Source organism: Streptomyces bottropensis ATCC 25435 (assembly GCF_000383595.1).
GTDB lineage: Bacteria > Actinomycetota > Actinomycetes > Streptomycetales > Streptomycetaceae > Streptomyces > Streptomyces bottropensis.
This window is the reverse complement of record NZ_KB911581.1, coordinates 7,701,444-7,715,800: the sequence shown is the minus strand read 5'-3', so window position 1 is coordinate 7,715,800 and position 14,357 is coordinate 7,701,444. Positions and strand designations below refer to the sequence as shown.

Annotated in this window: 13 protein-coding genes and 1 tRNA gene; 5 read left to right on the top strand and 9 right to left on the bottom strand. The window is 71.8% G+C overall.

Annotated elements, in window-relative coordinates; all coding sequences use genetic code 11:
- Positions 1-35: 35 nt before the first annotated feature.
- From STRBO_RS0134200 to ehuB, 6 genes are all read right to left on the bottom strand, one after another.
- Positions 36-109: transfer RNA gene (locus STRBO_RS0134200), tRNA-Lys, on the bottom strand.
- Positions 110-262: 153 nt separating this feature from the next.
- Positions 263-1,021, bottom strand: coding sequence for an IclR family transcriptional regulator (locus tag STRBO_RS0134195; protein WP_005486583.1), 759 nt, complete (start codon positions 1,019-1,021; stop codon positions 263-265).
- 214 nt (positions 1,022-1,235) lie between these two features.
- Positions 1,236-2,012 (bottom strand): ectoine/hydroxyectoine ABC transporter ATP-binding protein EhuA, encoded by a 777-nt coding sequence (gene ehuA / locus STRBO_RS0134190; protein ID WP_005486582.1) that lies wholly within the window; start codon positions 2,010-2,012, stop codon positions 1,236-1,238.
- A gap of 10 nt (positions 2,013-2,022) precedes the next feature.
- Positions 2,023-2,673 (bottom strand): ectoine/hydroxyectoine ABC transporter permease subunit EhuD, encoded by a 651-nt coding sequence (gene ehuD / locus STRBO_RS0134185; RefSeq protein WP_005486581.1) that lies wholly within the window; start codon positions 2,671-2,673, stop codon positions 2,023-2,025.
- The gene (gene ehuC / locus STRBO_RS0134180; protein ID WP_005486580.1) at positions 2,670-3,578 is read right to left on the bottom strand and encodes an ectoine/hydroxyectoine ABC transporter permease subunit EhuC; all 909 of its coding nucleotides are present in this window, start codon (positions 3,576-3,578) and stop codon (positions 2,670-2,672) included. Before ehuC ends, ehuD begins: the two co-directional genes overlap by 4 nt.
- Positions 3,575-4,510, bottom strand: coding sequence for an ectoine/hydroxyectoine ABC transporter substrate-binding protein EhuB (gene ehuB, locus STRBO_RS0134175; RefSeq protein WP_051085401.1), 936 nt, complete (start codon positions 4,508-4,510; stop codon positions 3,575-3,577). Before ehuB ends, ehuC begins: the two co-directional genes overlap by 4 nt.
- 122 nt (positions 4,511-4,632) lie before the next feature.
- On the opposite strand from ehuB, the gene STRBO_RS0134170 reads away from it, so the two are divergent.
- Positions 4,633-5,136, top strand: coding sequence for a DUF3830 family protein (locus STRBO_RS0134170; RefSeq protein ID WP_005486578.1), 504 nt, complete (start codon positions 4,633-4,635; stop codon positions 5,134-5,136).
- 126 nt (positions 5,137-5,262) lie between these two features.
- On the opposite strand, the gene STRBO_RS0134165 is transcribed toward STRBO_RS0134170, so the two are convergent.
- Entirely contained in the window at positions 5,263-6,687 is a 1,425-nt protein-coding gene (locus tag STRBO_RS0134165) for an amidase (RefSeq protein WP_005486577.1), read from the bottom strand.
- Between the two features lie 20 nt (positions 6,688-6,707).
- Positions 6,708-7,667, bottom strand: a complete 960-nt coding sequence (locus STRBO_RS0134160) for a D-2-hydroxyacid dehydrogenase (protein WP_020115526.1) — start codon at positions 7,665-7,667, stop codon at positions 6,708-6,710.
- 166 nt (positions 7,668-7,833) lie between these two features.
- Here STRBO_RS0134160 and STRBO_RS0134155 point away from each other — a divergent pair, with 166 nt between their 5' ends.
- From STRBO_RS0134155 to STRBO_RS0134145, 3 genes are all read left to right on the top strand, one after another.
- Positions 7,834-8,643, top strand: coding sequence for a maleate cis-trans isomerase family protein (locus STRBO_RS0134155; RefSeq protein ID WP_028796996.1), 810 nt, complete (start codon positions 7,834-7,836; stop codon positions 8,641-8,643).
- Positions 8,640-9,371, top strand: coding sequence for a maleate cis-trans isomerase family protein (locus STRBO_RS0134150; RefSeq protein ID WP_005486573.1), 732 nt, complete (start codon positions 8,640-8,642; stop codon positions 9,369-9,371). Before STRBO_RS0134155 ends, STRBO_RS0134150 begins: the two co-directional genes overlap by 4 nt.
- 254 nt (positions 9,372-9,625) lie before the next feature.
- A complete protein-coding gene (locus STRBO_RS0134145; RefSeq protein WP_005486569.1) occupies positions 9,626-10,732 on the top strand; it encodes an LLM class flavin-dependent oxidoreductase in 1,107 nt (368 codons plus the stop codon).
- On the opposite strand, the gene STRBO_RS0134140 is transcribed toward STRBO_RS0134145, so the two are convergent.
- Positions 10,723-12,603, bottom strand: coding sequence for a putative bifunctional diguanylate cyclase/phosphodiesterase (locus tag STRBO_RS0134140; RefSeq protein ID WP_078531667.1), 1,881 nt, complete (start codon positions 12,601-12,603; stop codon positions 10,723-10,725). The two genes, STRBO_RS0134145 and STRBO_RS0134140, sit on opposite strands and share 10 nt — an antisense overlap.
- A 350-nt stretch (positions 12,604-12,953) precedes the next feature.
- Between STRBO_RS0134140 and STRBO_RS0134135 the strand changes: the two genes are divergently transcribed.
- Positions 12,954-14,339 carry a M6 family metalloprotease domain-containing protein gene (locus STRBO_RS0134135; protein ID WP_005486563.1) on the top strand — a complete coding sequence of 462 codons (1,386 nt, stop codon included), beginning with the start codon at positions 12,954-12,956 and terminating at the stop codon, positions 14,337-14,339.
- Positions 14,340-14,357 lie beyond the last annotated feature (18 nt).

The window sequence follows — 14,357 nt, the reverse complement described above, 5'->3', positions numbered from 1 at the left end:
AAGGCCCCTCGCCGGAGCGAGGGGCCTTCTTGCTGTGCGCCGCCAGGGACTCGAACCCCGGACCCGCTGATTAAGAGTCAGCTGCTCTAACCAACTGAGCTAGCGGCGCAGACTCTGTCGCCTTCGCGCTTTCGCGGCCGGCGACAGAGAAAATACTACCTGGTCCGCGGGGGTGCCTTCGACCACTTAAACGTGAGCTGGATCTCCGACGGGCGGCGGGCGACCGGTGGACGGCGGATCACCGACGAGTCGCCCGGCCCCGCTAGATCGCCAACGACAGCAGCACCGGCGCCGCCCCCCGGTTCAACGTGTTCGCCGCCGCGCGCAGCCGGTGCGCGTGCTCCAGCGGGAGGGACAGCGCGAGGCAGCCGACGGCGGAGCCCGCGGTGATGGGGACGGCCGCGCAGACCGTGCCCGGCGCGTACTCCTGGAGGTCGAGGACCGGGACCGTGGGGGTCTGCGCGTCGAGCTTGCTCAGCAGCACCTTCTCGTTGGTGATCGTGCGGGCGGTGAGCCGGGCCGGGCGGTGGCGCGAGAGATGGTCGCGCCGGCCGTTGAGGTCGAGCTGGCCCAGCAGGCCCTTGCCGAAGGCGGTGGCGTGGGCGGAGGAGCGGAAGTCGACCCACTCGTGGACCGCGGGCGTGTCCGCGCTGTCGGCCCAGCCGGTGACCTGGATCTCCCCGTCCAGATAGCGGGTGACGTAGACGGCGGCGCCCACCGAGTCGCGCAGCCGGTCGAGGGTGTGCTGGAGCTGCTCGCGCAGGGCCTGGTCATGACCCTCCGTGGAGCCCAGCCGGGCGAGTGCGGCACCGCTGACGTAGGCGCCGTCGGTGGTCTGCTCCACATACCCCTCGCGCCGCAGCATCCGCAGGAGCGCGGTCAGCCGCTCACTGTCGACGCCGGTGCGACGGGCGATCTCGGCGTCGGTGACGCCACCTGCGTGCCGCGCCACCGTCTCCAGGACGCGCAGGGCGTCCTGGGCCGAGTGGTACGGCGCGGTCGGCTCGTGCTTGAGCGCCACGGTTTCCCCCTGCGCTTCTCGGGCCGTTTTTCGGACAGCTTGCCGTTTCCCACGATACGGCCCAAGGGGCGTACACGGAGGGGTTGTTCACGAGAATTTCCGCCCGACCCCGCGCCTCCCAACTGCCGGACCAGCACTCTGGCATATGCCGAGGGCATGGCCCGGCGGACGGACCTCGCATGTTCCCACGCGTTCACCCGTTCACTCGGTGTAGTCAGATGACCGCGCCGAGGAATTCGCGCGTACGTTCGTGTGACGGATCGCCGAAGATCTTCTCGGGGCTGCCCGATTCGATCACCTGGCCGGAATCGAACATCAGAACTTGATCGGAGATGTCCCGGGCGAAGTTCATCTCGTGGGTCACGCAGAGCATCGTGATGTCCGTGGTGCGCGCGATGTCCCTGAGCAGGTCGAGGACGCCCGCGACCAGCTCGGGGTCGAGCGCGGAGGTCACCTCGTCGAGGAGCAGCACCTGCGGACGCATCGCCAGCGCCCGCGCGATGGCCACGCGCTGCTGCTGTCCGCCGGAGAGCTGGCTCGGGTAGGAGTCGCACTTGTCGGCGAGCCCCACCATGTCGAGCAGCTCGCGGGCGCGCGCCTCGGCCTCGTCCTTGGACAGCCCGAGGACGTTGACGGGCGCCTCGGTGATGTTGCGCAGCACCTTCATGTTGGGGAAGAGGTTGAACTGCTGGAACACCATCCCGATGTTCTTGCGGACCTCGCGGCACTGCTTGTCGCTCGCCGGGTACAGCTGCTGCCCGCCGACGGTGATCCTCCCCTCGTCGGGCTTGGCGAGGGTCATCAGCAGCCGCAGGATCGTCGTCTTGCCGGAGCCGGACGGGCCGATCAGCGTGACGTGCTTGCCGGCGTCGACCGAGAAGTCCAGCCGGTCGAGGACGGTGTTGCTGCCGAATCGTTTGGTCACGTTCTCGAAGCGGATCAGTTCCTTCGTGTCCGCCACGCGCTCGTCGGAGGAATCGGGTTCGTTCATCAGCGGGGTGTCAGCGGACAAGACGACGCTCCAGGGCTCGCAGGAGGAGGGAGGCGGGGTAGGCGATGACGATGAAGGCGATGCCGACGGTCACGATGGCCTCGTTCATCTGGAAGGTCCGGGAGCCGAACTGGCGGGCCTCGCCGAGCATCTCCAGCACACCGATGGTCATGAGCATCGGCGAGTCCTTCAGCATCGCGATGACGTAGTTGCCGAGCGCGGGCACGACCCGGCGCAGCGCCTGCGGCAGGATCACCGCGGTCCAGGTGCGCGAGCGCGGCAGGCTGAGCGCGGTCGCCGCCTCCCACTGGCCGGCGGGCACACCGTCGATACCGGCGCGGTACACCTCGGCGGTGTACGTCGAGTAGTGCAGCCCGAGACCGAGCACGCCGGTGGCCAGCGCGGACAGGGTCAGGCCCCACTCGGGCAGCACGTAGAAGAGGAAGAACAGCTGCACCAGCAGCGGGGTGTTGCGGATGAACTCCGTGACCGCCTTGACCGGCCAGCGCACCGCCTTCAGCGACGAGCGCTGGGCGAGGGCCCAGACCAGGCCGAGGGAGAAGGCGAGCAGCGCACCCCACAGCAGGGCTTGCAGAGTGACCAGTATGCCGTCGCGGAAGGCCGGCATGAAGTCGCCCAGGGTGGACCAGTTCCATGTCATGAGGCACCTCCGGGGGCCGACGTCTTCGAGGCCGCTCCGCCACCACCGGCTGCGGCACCGGCTCCGGCACCACCGGTTGCGGCGCCCGCTCCGGCCAGGTCCTGCGGGCGTCCGGTGACGGCCGCGCGCGGCCCGGGGACCCCCTTGGCGGGGGCCCGGCCGACGCCGGCCTTGGCCCGCCGCTCGACCTGCCGCATCACCCGGGTGATGGCGAAGGCGAGGAGGAAGTACATGACGAGGATCACCGTGTAGACCGGCGCGCTCTGCCCGGTGGCGTTGCGCACCAACTGGGCAGCGAAGGTCGTGTCGGCGACACCGAGCACGGACACCAGGGCGGTGCCCTTCAGCAGCTCGATGAGCAGGTTGCAGAAGGGCGGCACCATCTCCGGCCAGGCCTGCGGCAGCACGATCTTGCGCATCCGCTGGGCGGGCGTGAAGCTCAGCGCCACCCCCGCCTCGCGCTGCGCCGCCGGCACCGCGGCCACCGCGCCCCGCACGATCTCCGAGCCGTACGCGCCGTAGGTGCAGCCCAGGGTGAGCACGGCGGCCCACATCGGGACGAGCTGCCAGCCGAGGGTCAGCGGCACCACGAAGAACACCCAGATCATCAGGACCAGGGCGGAGGTGCCGCGGAAGATCTCGAAGTACACGCCCGCCACGAACCGCACGGCCCACAGCCGGTGCTGCCGGGCGAGGCCCACGGCGAAGGCGACGGCGGCGCCGAGGGCCGCGCCGTACACGGTCAGCTGGACGGTGATCCACACACCGCGCAGCAGCAGCTCCCACAGACCCGAACTGAAGGCGAAGTCGTCGAGGAGCCCGGCGGTGGTGACCTCATGGGCAGGCCCGGCGGTGGTCACCTCGTGGGCGGCGCTCATGTGCGCCGTGTCGTTCAAGGCGCTCATGAGCGGCACTTCTCCTCTGCCCTGATGTCGGTCATCTGGTCCTTCGTGAACCCGAAGGGCCGCATGACCTCCAGCAGCTCCCCGCTCCGCTTCATCTTGTGCAGCTCGCGGTTGAAGGCGTCCCGCAGATTCCGTTCGGGCATGCGGAACGCGAAGCCGCCGACGTCGATGACCGGCTTGCCGTCCACGAGCGGGGTGACCTCGTCGGTCGCCTCCGCCTTCGTGCTCCCGGTCTGCTCGACCACGTTCCGCACCGTGACGGCGGTGCCCGCGAACACGTCGACGCGCCCCTGTTCGACGGCGAGGAGACCGGCCAGCTGGTCCGGCAGGGTGTCGATGTGCTTCACCCCGGCCTCCTTGGCGTAGTCGATCTCCGCGTAGCCGATGCCGGTCGCCATCCGGGCGCCGGTGCGGGCGATGTCGGCGTAGGTGCGCAGCTTCTTCGGGTTTCCCCTGGGCACGATGAAGGCGTCCTTCATCTGGTACTCCGGGTCCGCGAAGAGCACCTGGTCACAGCGCTCCGGGTTGATGTACATGCCGGCGGCGACCACGTCGTACTGCAGCGAGTTGAGCCCGAAGATCAGCGAACCGAACTCGGTGGGGAACGGTTCGACGTGATCGACGCCCAGTCTGCGGAAGATCCGGGTCGCGATGGCCGGCGCGGAGCCGGTGACCTGGCCGTCCTTGCCTATGTAGCCGTACGGCTGCTCGCCGGCGATCCCGAGCCGTACGGTGCCCTTGGCGCGCAGCTGCTGCAGGAGCTGCCCGCCGTCGCCGGTGTCCGCGGTGGCCACCCGGCTGCATCCACTGCTCGCGCCCACCACCGCGCCCGTGCCGACCAGGGCGGCGGTGCCGGTGAGCAGGGTGCGGCGGGGGATGCCGGGTCTGCTGGGATGTCGGCTTTTCCTGTCGTGTGCGTGCAATCGAGCCATGGCCGCGCGGCTACCCGAGGCGGCAGGGGGTATGCCAGGTCTTTTCCGGTCCTTCACGCGCGGGTTGAAGCCCGGGATACCGGGCAGGCGCGGGGCGGGTGTGTCGACGCGAGGAGGCTGCGGTGGCGGAACCGGCGGAACGGCACATCGAGATCGCGCTCGACCGGCGGGGGGTCCGCTGCACGGCCCTGCTGCTCGACGACCGCGCGCCGATCACCTGCGCCGCGGTGTGGGACGCGCTGCCCCTGTCCGGCGACGTCTACCACGCCAAGTACGCCCGCAACGAGATCTACGCCCTCTTCCCGCCCTTCGCCGACCGCGAGCCGCCCCTGGAGAACCCGACGGTCACGCCCATCCCGGGCGACCTCTGCTACTTCTCCTTCGCCGGCACGGAACTGGCCACCGGCGCCTACGGCTACGACCGCGACGTCCGCCCCGACGCGACCCTCGTCGACCTGGCCCTCTTCTACGAACGCAACAACCTGCTGCTGAACGGGGACGTGGGCTGGGTACCCGGCATCGTCTGGGGCCAGGTGACCGAGGGCCTGCGCGAGATGGCCCAGGCCTGCAACGATCTCTGGCGGACGGGAGCCCAGGGCGAAACCCTGACCTTCCGCCGAGCCTGACATCGGGGCCGGCCCCTGCCTTCCAGGGGCGCGGGGAACTGCGCGACCAGCCCCCACCGGGCCGGCGCATGGGGGTCGAAGGGGCGCAGCCCCTGGGGCGGGACGGGTAGGGGCGGCGGGGGCGCATCAACCCCCCGACGAACCGACGGCGCCCGTCACCCCCACCCCCACCCCGGCAACCCCCGCCCCGTACAACGCATGAGCCACCCGCAACACCAGATCGTCCCGATACCGAGCCGCCACCACCTGCACCCCCACAGGCAACCCAGCCTCATCCACCCCCACCGGCACACTCGCCGCAGGCTGCTGCGTCAGATTGAACGGATACGTGAACGGCGTCCAGGCAGTCCACCGCCGCCCCCCGAAACCCCCCGGCACCTCCACCCCCGCCTCGAACGCGGTCACCGGCAGGGAAGGCGTGACAAGAACGTCGTACCGCTCATGGAACGCCCCCATCCGCCGCCCGACCTCCATCCGCACGTCCACCGCGGCCAGATAGTCCAGCGCGGACAGCCGCGCCCCGAGATCCCGCACCTCCCGCAACCCGGGGTCCAGCAGACCCCGCTGCCCCGCCCCGAGCCGCTGCGTCACCCGAGCCGCCCCGCTGAACCACAGCGTGTGGAACGCGGCGACGGGATCGGAGAAGTCGGGATCGGCCTCGCTGACGTACGCGCCGAGCCCGGCGAGCCCCTCCACCGCCCGCCGCACGGCGCGCGCGACGCCGGGCCGCACCGCGACCTGCCCGCCCAGCGACGCCGAGTACGCCACCCGCAGCCCCCGCACCCCACCGTCGAGCGCGTCCACGAAGGAACCGGAGGGCGGTCCGAGCCCGGACCAGTCCCGCGCGTCGGGCCCGGAGATGACGTCCAGCATCAGCGCGGCGTCGGCCGCGTCCCGGGTCAGCGGCCCCACATGGGACAGCGTGCCGAACGCGCTCGCGGGATACAGCGGCACCCGCCCGTACGTCGGCTTCATCCCGAACACCCCGCAGAACGCGGCCGGGATACGCACACTGCCGCCCCCGTCCGTGCCCAGCGCCAGCGGCCCGGCCCCGAGCGCGACGGCCGCGGCGGCGCCCCCGCTGGAGCCCCCGGCCGTACGCGAGAGGTCGTACGGATTGCGCGTCACGCCACTGAGGGGTGAGTCGGTGACGCCCTTCCAGCCGAACTCGGGCGTCGTGGTCTTGCCCAGGAAGACCGCCCCCTGTTCCCGCAGCCGGGCCACGGAGGGCGCGTCCTCGTCCCAACTCCCCTCCGCCGAGACCGTTCTGGAGCCCCGCAGCGTCGGCCCGCCCCGCACCAGCAGGATGTCCTTCACCGTGACGGGCACCCCGTCCACCGCCCCGGCCGGCTCCCCGCGCCGCCAGCGCTCCTCCGACTCGCGCGCCTGCGCGAGGGCGGACCCGGTGTCGATCCGCACGAAGGCGTTCACCTCCGGCTGCACCCGCTCGGCCCGCTCCAGCGCCGCCCGCGCCACCTCCACGGGACCGAACTCGCCCTTGCGATACCCCTCGACCAGTCGTACGGCGGACAGTTCCGTGAGCTCCGACATCCGGCCCCTTCCAGGGGAGTTCAGTGCCCGGGCACGTACCCGCGCTGCTTGTCGACCACGTTGGGCAGCGGTTTGCCCGCCTCCCACAGCTCGAACAACTCCACGAACTGGGCGCCGAGTTCGTCCCGCCACCCCACCGTGTCCCCGCTCATGTGGGGAGAGACGATCAGCCCCGGCACCTCCCACAGCGGATCGTCCGGTCCCAGCGGCTCCCGCTCGAAGACGTCCAGCGCGGCCCCCGCGATCCATCGCTTGCGCAGCGCCTCGACGAGCGCGTCCTCCACCACGAGCTGCCCACGCCCCACGTTGACGAACCGCGCGGACGGCTGCATGACCCCGAACCGCCGGGCGTCGAACATGCCGTACGTCGCCTCCGTCAGCGGCGCGGCCACGATCACCCAGTCGGCGCGGGCCAGCAGCCGGTCCAGCTCCTCCGGGCCGTGCACCCCCGCCCGCGCGGCCCGGCCCACCACGGCCGTGTGGAGGCCGAGGGCCTTGAGGTACCGCGCGATCGCCCGCCCGATCGGCCCGGACCCCACCACACAGGCCCGGCCACCGGCCACCCGCAGGGCCTCCCGGTGCCGCCACTCCCGCCGCCCCTGCAGCTCCCAGCTGCCCGGCAGATCCTTGGCCATGGCGAGGACGAGCGCGGCGACGTACTCGGCGATCGGCGCCTCGAAGATCCCGCGCGCGTTCGTCACCACCGCCTCCTCGTCGGCGACGAGCCCGGGGCCCAGCAGATGGTCGGCGCCCGCGCTCGCCGTGTGCACCCAGCGGGGCCGGGGCCCGCCGCGCGGCCAGGCGTCCCGCACCGCGAGGGACGCGAAGTCCCACACCAGCAGCACATCGGCGTACGGCAGCCGCTCGGCCAGCGTCGAGGCGTCGGTGTACTCGACGGTGGCCCGCCCGGTGAGCCGCCCGAGCCGGGGGCGCGGTTCGGCGTCGAGGACGAGCAGGCGCGGGCGCTGCGACGAGGTCATGGGCGAAGGCAACCCCTCACGATCGAAAAGCGGCTCTACCGGCACCACGAAGACGTGTGTGACGTGCACTGATTGACCACGCTCGCACCCGAACCTACCTTCGTCAACACGGACTTGCGCACGTTCTGTCGTCCGCACATCTCTCTCCGTGAGGCCGGTGACCGTCATGAACGTCTCCTTCCTCGGTGGGCCCCGACCGCAGCGCGGCATCGGTGTCATCGCCCCCTTCGACTTCGCCCTCGACCGCGAACTGTGGCGGTGGGTCCCGGACGACGTCTCCCTGCACCTCACCCGGACCCCGTACGTCCCGGTCGAGGTGAGCCTCCACCTGGCCCGCCTGGTCTCCGAGCACGAGACGCTGCACGAGGCGGTCCGCGCCCTGAACGAGGTCGCGCCCGAGATCGTGGCCTACGCCTGCACCAGCGGCAGCTTCGTCGGCGGGGTCGCGGGGGAGCGCGCGATGGGCGAGGCGATGACCCGCGCGGGCGCCGCGCACGCGGTCACCACCTCGGGCGCGCTGCTCACCGCCCTGGCCGAGCTGCACGCGCGCCGTGTCGCCCTCGTCACCCCCTACACCGTCTCGGTCACCCGGTCCCTGGAGGAGTACCTGGCCGAGGCGGGCATCCTGGTCACCGGCCGCGCCTCGCTGGGCCTGGTCCGGCACATCTGGAAGGTCCCCTACCGCGACGTGGTCGCCATGGCCCACCGGGCGGTCCGCGCCACGACCCCGGACGCCCTCTTCATCTCCTGCACCAATCTGCCCACGTACGACGTCATCCCCCAGCTCGAAGCGGAGCTGCGGATGCCGGTGATCTCGGCCAACCAGGTGACGATGTGGGCGGCACTGCGTCATCTGGGTACCCGGGCGGTGGGTCCGTACCAGGCTCTGCTCGACGAGTCGGCCAGGCAGCCGTTCGGTGCGGGGCCTGTTCCGCCACCGCCGGTACTGCCGGAAGAACAGGAAGGTTGGGCATGACCGCACTCGGTTTCCTCTACCCGGGCCACTCCGCCGAGGACGACTATCCGCGCATGGAGCAACTGCTCGGCAGCGACATCCGGGTGGACGTGGTGCACACCGACATCGGCGAGGACGCCCACCGCGTGGACGCCCTGCGTGAGATGGGCGCCCCCGAACGCCTGTCCGCCGGCTGCGAGGCCCTGCGCCTCTCCGGTTCGGAGGCCGTCGTCTGGGCCTGCACGAGCGGCAGCTTCGTCCACGGCTACGAGGGCGCCCACGAGCAGATCCGCGCCCTCGCCCGCGCGGCGGGCCTCCCGGCCTCCTCCACGTCCTTCGCCTTCGCCCACGCGGCACGGGAGATCGGCGCCACGCGGGTCGCCGTGGCGGCGACCTACCCGGACGACGTGGCCCGCCTCTTCGTCGACTTCCTGGCGGCGGCCGGCGTCGAGGTCCTCTCCGTGCGGGGCGCCGGGATCGTCACGGCGGCGGAGGTGGGCACCTGGGGTCTCGACGAGATACTCGCCCTCGCCCGCGCGGCCGACCATCCGGAGGCGGAGGCCCTGCTCCTCCCGGACACGGCCCTGCACACCGTCTCCCACCTCCCCACCCTGGAGAAGGAACTCGGCAAACCGGTCCTCACCGCCAACCAGGTCACGGTCTGGGAGGCCCTGCGGCTGGCCGACAGGAGGGTCAACGCACCACGACTGGGCCGACTGTTCACCAGGGAACCGATCGTGCAGGTGTGACCACCCGCTCCCCTGAACGGCCCGCGGGCCGTTCAGGGGAGCGGGGAACGGCGCGAGAAGCCCCACCGGGCCGTCAGCCGGAGGTCGAAGGGGCGCAGCCCCTGGGACGGGACGGGACGGGACGGGACGGAACGGTAGGGGCGGCGGGGGCGAGGGAATAACCGGAGCCACCCTCCTGTTACCTCACCCCGTACGCGCACACCCCGTACGCGCGCGCCCCGCACGAACCCCCGCACGCCCCAGGAGGCCCCACCGTGACCACAGCCGAGATACGAGGCGAAGCCAAGGGCACCGCCCCGGTCCCCCTCTCCGTCCTCGACCTGGTCACCGTGGGCGCCGGCCGCACCGCCACGGACGCCCTCCGCACCAGCGTCACCCTCGCCCGCCAGGCCGAAGCCCGCGGGTTCCACCGCTACTGGGTCGCCGAGCACCACTCGATGCCGGGAGTGGCCTCCTCCTCGCCCGCCGTGATCCTCGCCCACCTCGCCGCCCACACCACCCGCATCCGCCTCGGCTCGGGCGGCGTGATGCTCCCCAACCACGCCCCCCTGGTCATCGCGGAGCAGTTCGGCACGCTCGAAGCGATGGCCCCCGGCCGCGTCGACCTCGGCCTCGGCCGGGCCCCCGGCACGGACGGCGCCACCGCGGCCGCCCTGCGCCGCTCCGCCCGCCTCCAGGAGGGCGCCGACGACTTCCCCGAGCAGCTCGCGGAGCTGACCCGCTTCCTGGACGACGACTTCCCCGACGGCCACCCCTACCGCCGTATCCACGCGGTCCCGGGTCCCGTCCAGAGCACCTCGCCCGGCGGCGTCCAGTCCCCGCACCGCCCCCCGATCTGGCTGCTCGGCTCCTCCGGCTTCAGCGCCCGGCTGGCCGGCTCCCTCGGCCTGCCCTTCGCCTTCGCCCACCACTTCTCCGCGCGGAACACGATCCCGGCGCTCGACCTCTACCGCGAGTCGTTCCGCCCCTCGCCGGTCCTCGACGCCCCGTACGCGTTGATCGGCGTCTCCGCCCTCGCCGCCGACGAGGAGAAGGAGGCCCGCCGCCAGGTCAGGGCCGCCGCCCTCAACATGGTCCGCCTGCGCACCGGCCGCCCCGGTCTCGTCCCGACACCCGAGGAGGCGGAGGCGTACGAGTTCAGCGCGGTCGAACAGGACTTCATCGACTCCTGGAACGCCGACGTCGTCCACGGCACCCTCGACGAGGTCCGCACCCGTCTCGACGACCTGCACAAGCGCACGGGCGCCGACGAGCTGATGCTCACCTCCCACGCCCACAGCCCCGACCTGCGCCTGCGCTCGTACGAACTGATCGCCGACGCCTACGGCCTGCCGGGAGCCGGGGGCGCTCCTCAGGCCTGAGGGCAGGCCGCGGCCCCCAGCAGTTCCGCGATCCGTTCCGGCGACACCGCGCGGGAGTACAGCCACCCCTGCCCGGTGTCGCAGCCGAGTCTGCGCAGCCGGGAGGCCTGCGCGTCGGTCTCCACGCCCTCCGCCGTGACCGACAGCCCGAGCCGGTGGGCGAGCTGGACGAGTGCCTCGACGATGATCTCGTCGGCGGGGTTGGGCTGCCCGGAGTCCTGGTCGTCCCCCGCGGCGGGGCCCTCCTGCGCGCCCTCGTACTGGAATCCCCGGACGAACGCCCCGTCCAGCTTCAACACCGACACCGGCAGCCGGCTCAGGTAGGCGAGGTTGGAGTACCCGGTGCCGAAGTCGTCGATGGCGATGCGTACGCCCATGTCGCTGAGCGCCCTGAGCGCCTGGAGGGGGCGGCCGGCGGAGCCCATGAGCGCGGACTCGGTCAGCTCCAGCTGCAGCAGATGCGGGGCGAGGCCGGTCTCCGCGAGGATCTCGGCGACGTCGGCGACCAGATCGGAGTCCCAGACCTGGCGGACGGCCACGTTCACGCTGACGAAGATCGGCGCCCGGTCGGGGTGGTCGATCTGCCAGCGGCGGGCCTGCCGGCAGGCGGTGGCCAGAATCCACCGCCCGAGCTGGACGATCGAGCCGTCCTCCTCGGCCAGTGAGATGAACCGATTCGGCGTCAGCAGGCCGAACTGCGGGTGATGCCAGCGCACCAGCGCCTCGACCCCGCGCACCTCGCCCTGCGCCATGCCCACCAGCGGCTGGTACTCCAGGACGAACTCGCCCCGCCCGACGGCCGCCCGCAGGGTGGACGACAGGGCCTGACGGGTCATCCGGTGGGCGTTGCGCTCCGGGTCGAACAGTGTCCAGCGGGCCTTGCCGTCGGCCTTCGCCCAGTACAGCGTCGTGTCGGCGGCCTGCATCAGTCCGGTCGCCGTCGTGCTCGTCGACTGCCGTTCGACGACCCCGATCGACGCGGAGACGGACAGCCGCTGACCGGCCAGGTCGAAGGGCGCCTGAAGCGCCTTGAGGACCGAGTCGGCCAGGTCGGCGAGCTGCTCCGTGCCGGTGGAGTCCTCCACCAGCAGCGCGAACTCGTCACCGCCGAGTCTGGCCACCAGCGGCGCCCCGGCGGTCGTACCGGCCTTGCGCTGGAGGGCGGCCTCGTCGGCGCACCGGGTGAGCCGCTCGGCGACGGCCGCGAGGAGCCGGTCGCCGACACGGTGGCCGAGGGTGTCGTTGACCGCCTTGAACCCGTCCAGGTCCAGATAGACCAGGCCGATCCGCCCGGTGCCGACCTCGTCGTAGGCCTCCCGTTCGAGGGCGGCGGAGAGTTGTTCGAAGAAGAGGGTGCGGTTGGGCAGCCGGGTCACCGGGTCGTGCATCTGCAGGTGGCGGAGCCTGGCCTGAAGCTGACGGGTGGCGCTGATGTCGGCGACCGAGAGAAGCACCGCCCGCTCCTCCTCGGGCAGCGGAGCCACCGACACCTGGACCCACAGCCAGGTGCCGTCCGGCTGTTTGAGCCGGCGCGTACAGCGCAGCCGGGCCTGCCGGCCGCGCAGCACCTCGCGGTACGCGTGCCAGGTGCGCGTGTCCGAGGCGAGGTCCACCAGATCGGCGGCGACCCGCCCGGCCAGCGGTTCCGCGCCCGTGCCGAGCAGGGTCCCCATCGCCCCGTTGGCCGTGACGACCAGCCCGTCGCGGTCGACGACGGCCATGGCCAGCGGCGCGAGGGAAAAGGCGGCGGGTGTCGTGGGACTCTCCTCCGACGACCGTGTCGGCTGAGCTGACGCATTGGCGTGACGCTCTGTGATCGTCGGCCGGACGAGGTCTGGCGCGGGCGCCGGCCCTTGGGACGTTCCGCTCACCGTTCGCTCCCGCAGTGCACTCGTTTTCGTACGGATCTCATGTGTCTCGTCGGAGCGGCCGAACCGGTACGTCGGGGCGCTCAAGCCGTGTCCGTGCAGGAAAGTGTGCCGATCATAGAGGTTGCCCCCAAGGCCTTCCAGCCACTCTCCAGTCTCCCTGAACAACGACCTGATCTGACAGATCGTTTCTGCCCCGAGCTGAACGGCTTCCCCGTTCTGTCGACCGCTTGTGACGTTCCGTGAGTGTCCGGGGTGTCGGCCATCAGAGGTCATCCGGCTCCATCTCGCCTTTTCCTCACTCTTCTGGTGCAGGCAAACAGGGCAAAGTACTACTAATTCAGAAAATCTGGATGCGGTGTCCACAAGATCCGCATCCGGAGGTCTCCGTGCAGCGTCCGCTCCTCTGGCAGGAACTCCTGGGCGACCGGGCGCCCGCTCTGCGCAGTACAGCGGCCATGCTCACCTCCCTCACCGCACTCGCCGCGACCTCGCTGATCGCGGCCCCCTCCGCCGTGCCGCTGTCGGAGCCGTGCACGCTGCGACGCACCCAGGCGCACCACTCGGAGGGCCTCGACACCTGGAACTCCGCGTATCCGCGCCCCACCCGTGACCTCGACGCCGTACTCGTATTCTTGTCATTCCCGGACGCGGCCCCTCTCACCACACCGGCCGAGCTGACAGCGGATCACTTTCCGGCCACCAGTGAGTTCTTCGAACGTGCGTCGTACGGCAAGTTCGCGCTCCACCCCCATCCGCGCCGTGAGTGGCTGGAGATGCCCAGGCCGTCGACGGCGTACGCCATACGACGTGACTGGAACGCCACGCACCGGGCCGCCTACCTCAGGGACGCGCTCGCCACGGCCGACCCGCACGTCGACTTCTCCCGCTACGACATCGTGTACTTCGTCGCCGACCCGCACGCGCCCGGCGTCGACTCGGACGCGACGAAGGTGGTCAATCTCGAAACCCCGCTGGACATCGACGGGACGGGCCTTCGCCGGGTCGTCACCGTGTTCGAGCGGCATCCGCCGGACCGTCTCGTCCTCGCCCATGAGACCGGCCACGTCTTCGACCTCCCCGACCTCTACCACCGTCCCGCGGACGGCAAGGGCGACTGGGACACCCATGTCGGCGACTGGGACCTCATGGGCAGCCAGTTCGCCCTCGCCCCGGACCTGTTCGCCTGGCACAAGTGGAAGCTGGGCTGGCTGGAACCGCGCCAGGTGATGTGCGTACGGGGAGCGGGGAGCACCCGGTTGACGCTGGAGGCGGTCGGTGCGGGGCCGAGGGGGGCGTACGAGGGGGAGACCGAAGGGGACGGCCAGGTCGTCGGGCGGGCGGGCGGCGGGGCCGGTGGCGGGGTGGTGACCGGTGTCGGGGCGCGGGCCTTCGGCGCCGGGCGGGGGACGAAGCTGGCGGTCGTCCGAACCGGTCCGGACAGCGTGCTCGCGATCGAGGCGCGGGGGGCGGTCGGCAACGACGGGTCCGTCTGCACGCAGGGCGTCCTCGTCTACCGCATCCGCGGCGGGACCGAGTCGGGCGGCGGCCCCATCGAGGTGCTCGACGCGCATCCGCGCACCGAGGCGTGCGGGGAGGCGTCCGTATATCCGCCGCTGGCCGACGCGCCGGTGGCGGTGGGCGAGAGCTTCACGGTGCCGGGGGAGGACGTGCGGGTGGCGGTGGAGGGGCGCACGGCGACGGGGGCGTGGACGGTGCGGATCACGACGGGGGCGTAGAGGGGGCGGGCGCGGGGG

What these genes read in the sequence shown, in the direction of transcription:
- ehuD (WP_005486581.1), bottom strand. Translation starts at nt 2,673, where the DNA reads ATGACATGGAACTGGTCCACCCTGGGCGACTTCATGCCGGCCTTCCGC.
- ehuA (WP_005486582.1), bottom strand. Translation starts at nt 2,012, where the DNA reads ATGAACGAACCCGATTCCTCCGACGAGCGCGTGGCGGACACGAAGGAA.
- ehuB (WP_051085401.1), bottom strand. Translation starts at nt 4,510, where the DNA reads ATGGCTCGATTGCACGCACACGACAGGAAAAGCCGACATCCCAGCAGA.
- STRBO_RS0134150 (WP_005486573.1), top strand. Translation starts at nt 8,640, where the DNA reads ATGACCGCACTCGGTTTCCTCTACCCGGGCCACTCCGCCGAGGACGAC.
- STRBO_RS0134165 (WP_005486577.1), bottom strand. Translation starts at nt 6,687, where the DNA reads ATGTCGGAGCTCACGGAACTGTCCGCCGTACGACTGGTCGAGGGGTAT.
- STRBO_RS0134135 (WP_005486563.1), top strand. Translation starts at nt 12,954, where the DNA reads ATGCGGTGTCCACAAGATCCGCATCCGGAGGTCTCCGTGCAGCGTCCG.
- STRBO_RS0134160 (WP_020115526.1), bottom strand. Translation starts at nt 7,667, where the DNA reads ATGACCTCGTCGCAGCGCCCGCGCCTGCTCGTCCTCGACGCCGAACCG.
- ehuC (WP_005486580.1), bottom strand. Translation starts at nt 3,578, where the DNA reads ATGAGCGCCTTGAACGACACGGCGCACATGAGCGCCGCCCACGAGGTG.
- STRBO_RS0134155 (WP_028796996.1), top strand. Translation starts at nt 7,834, where the DNA reads ATGAACGTCTCCTTCCTCGGTGGGCCCCGACCGCAGCGCGGCATCGGT.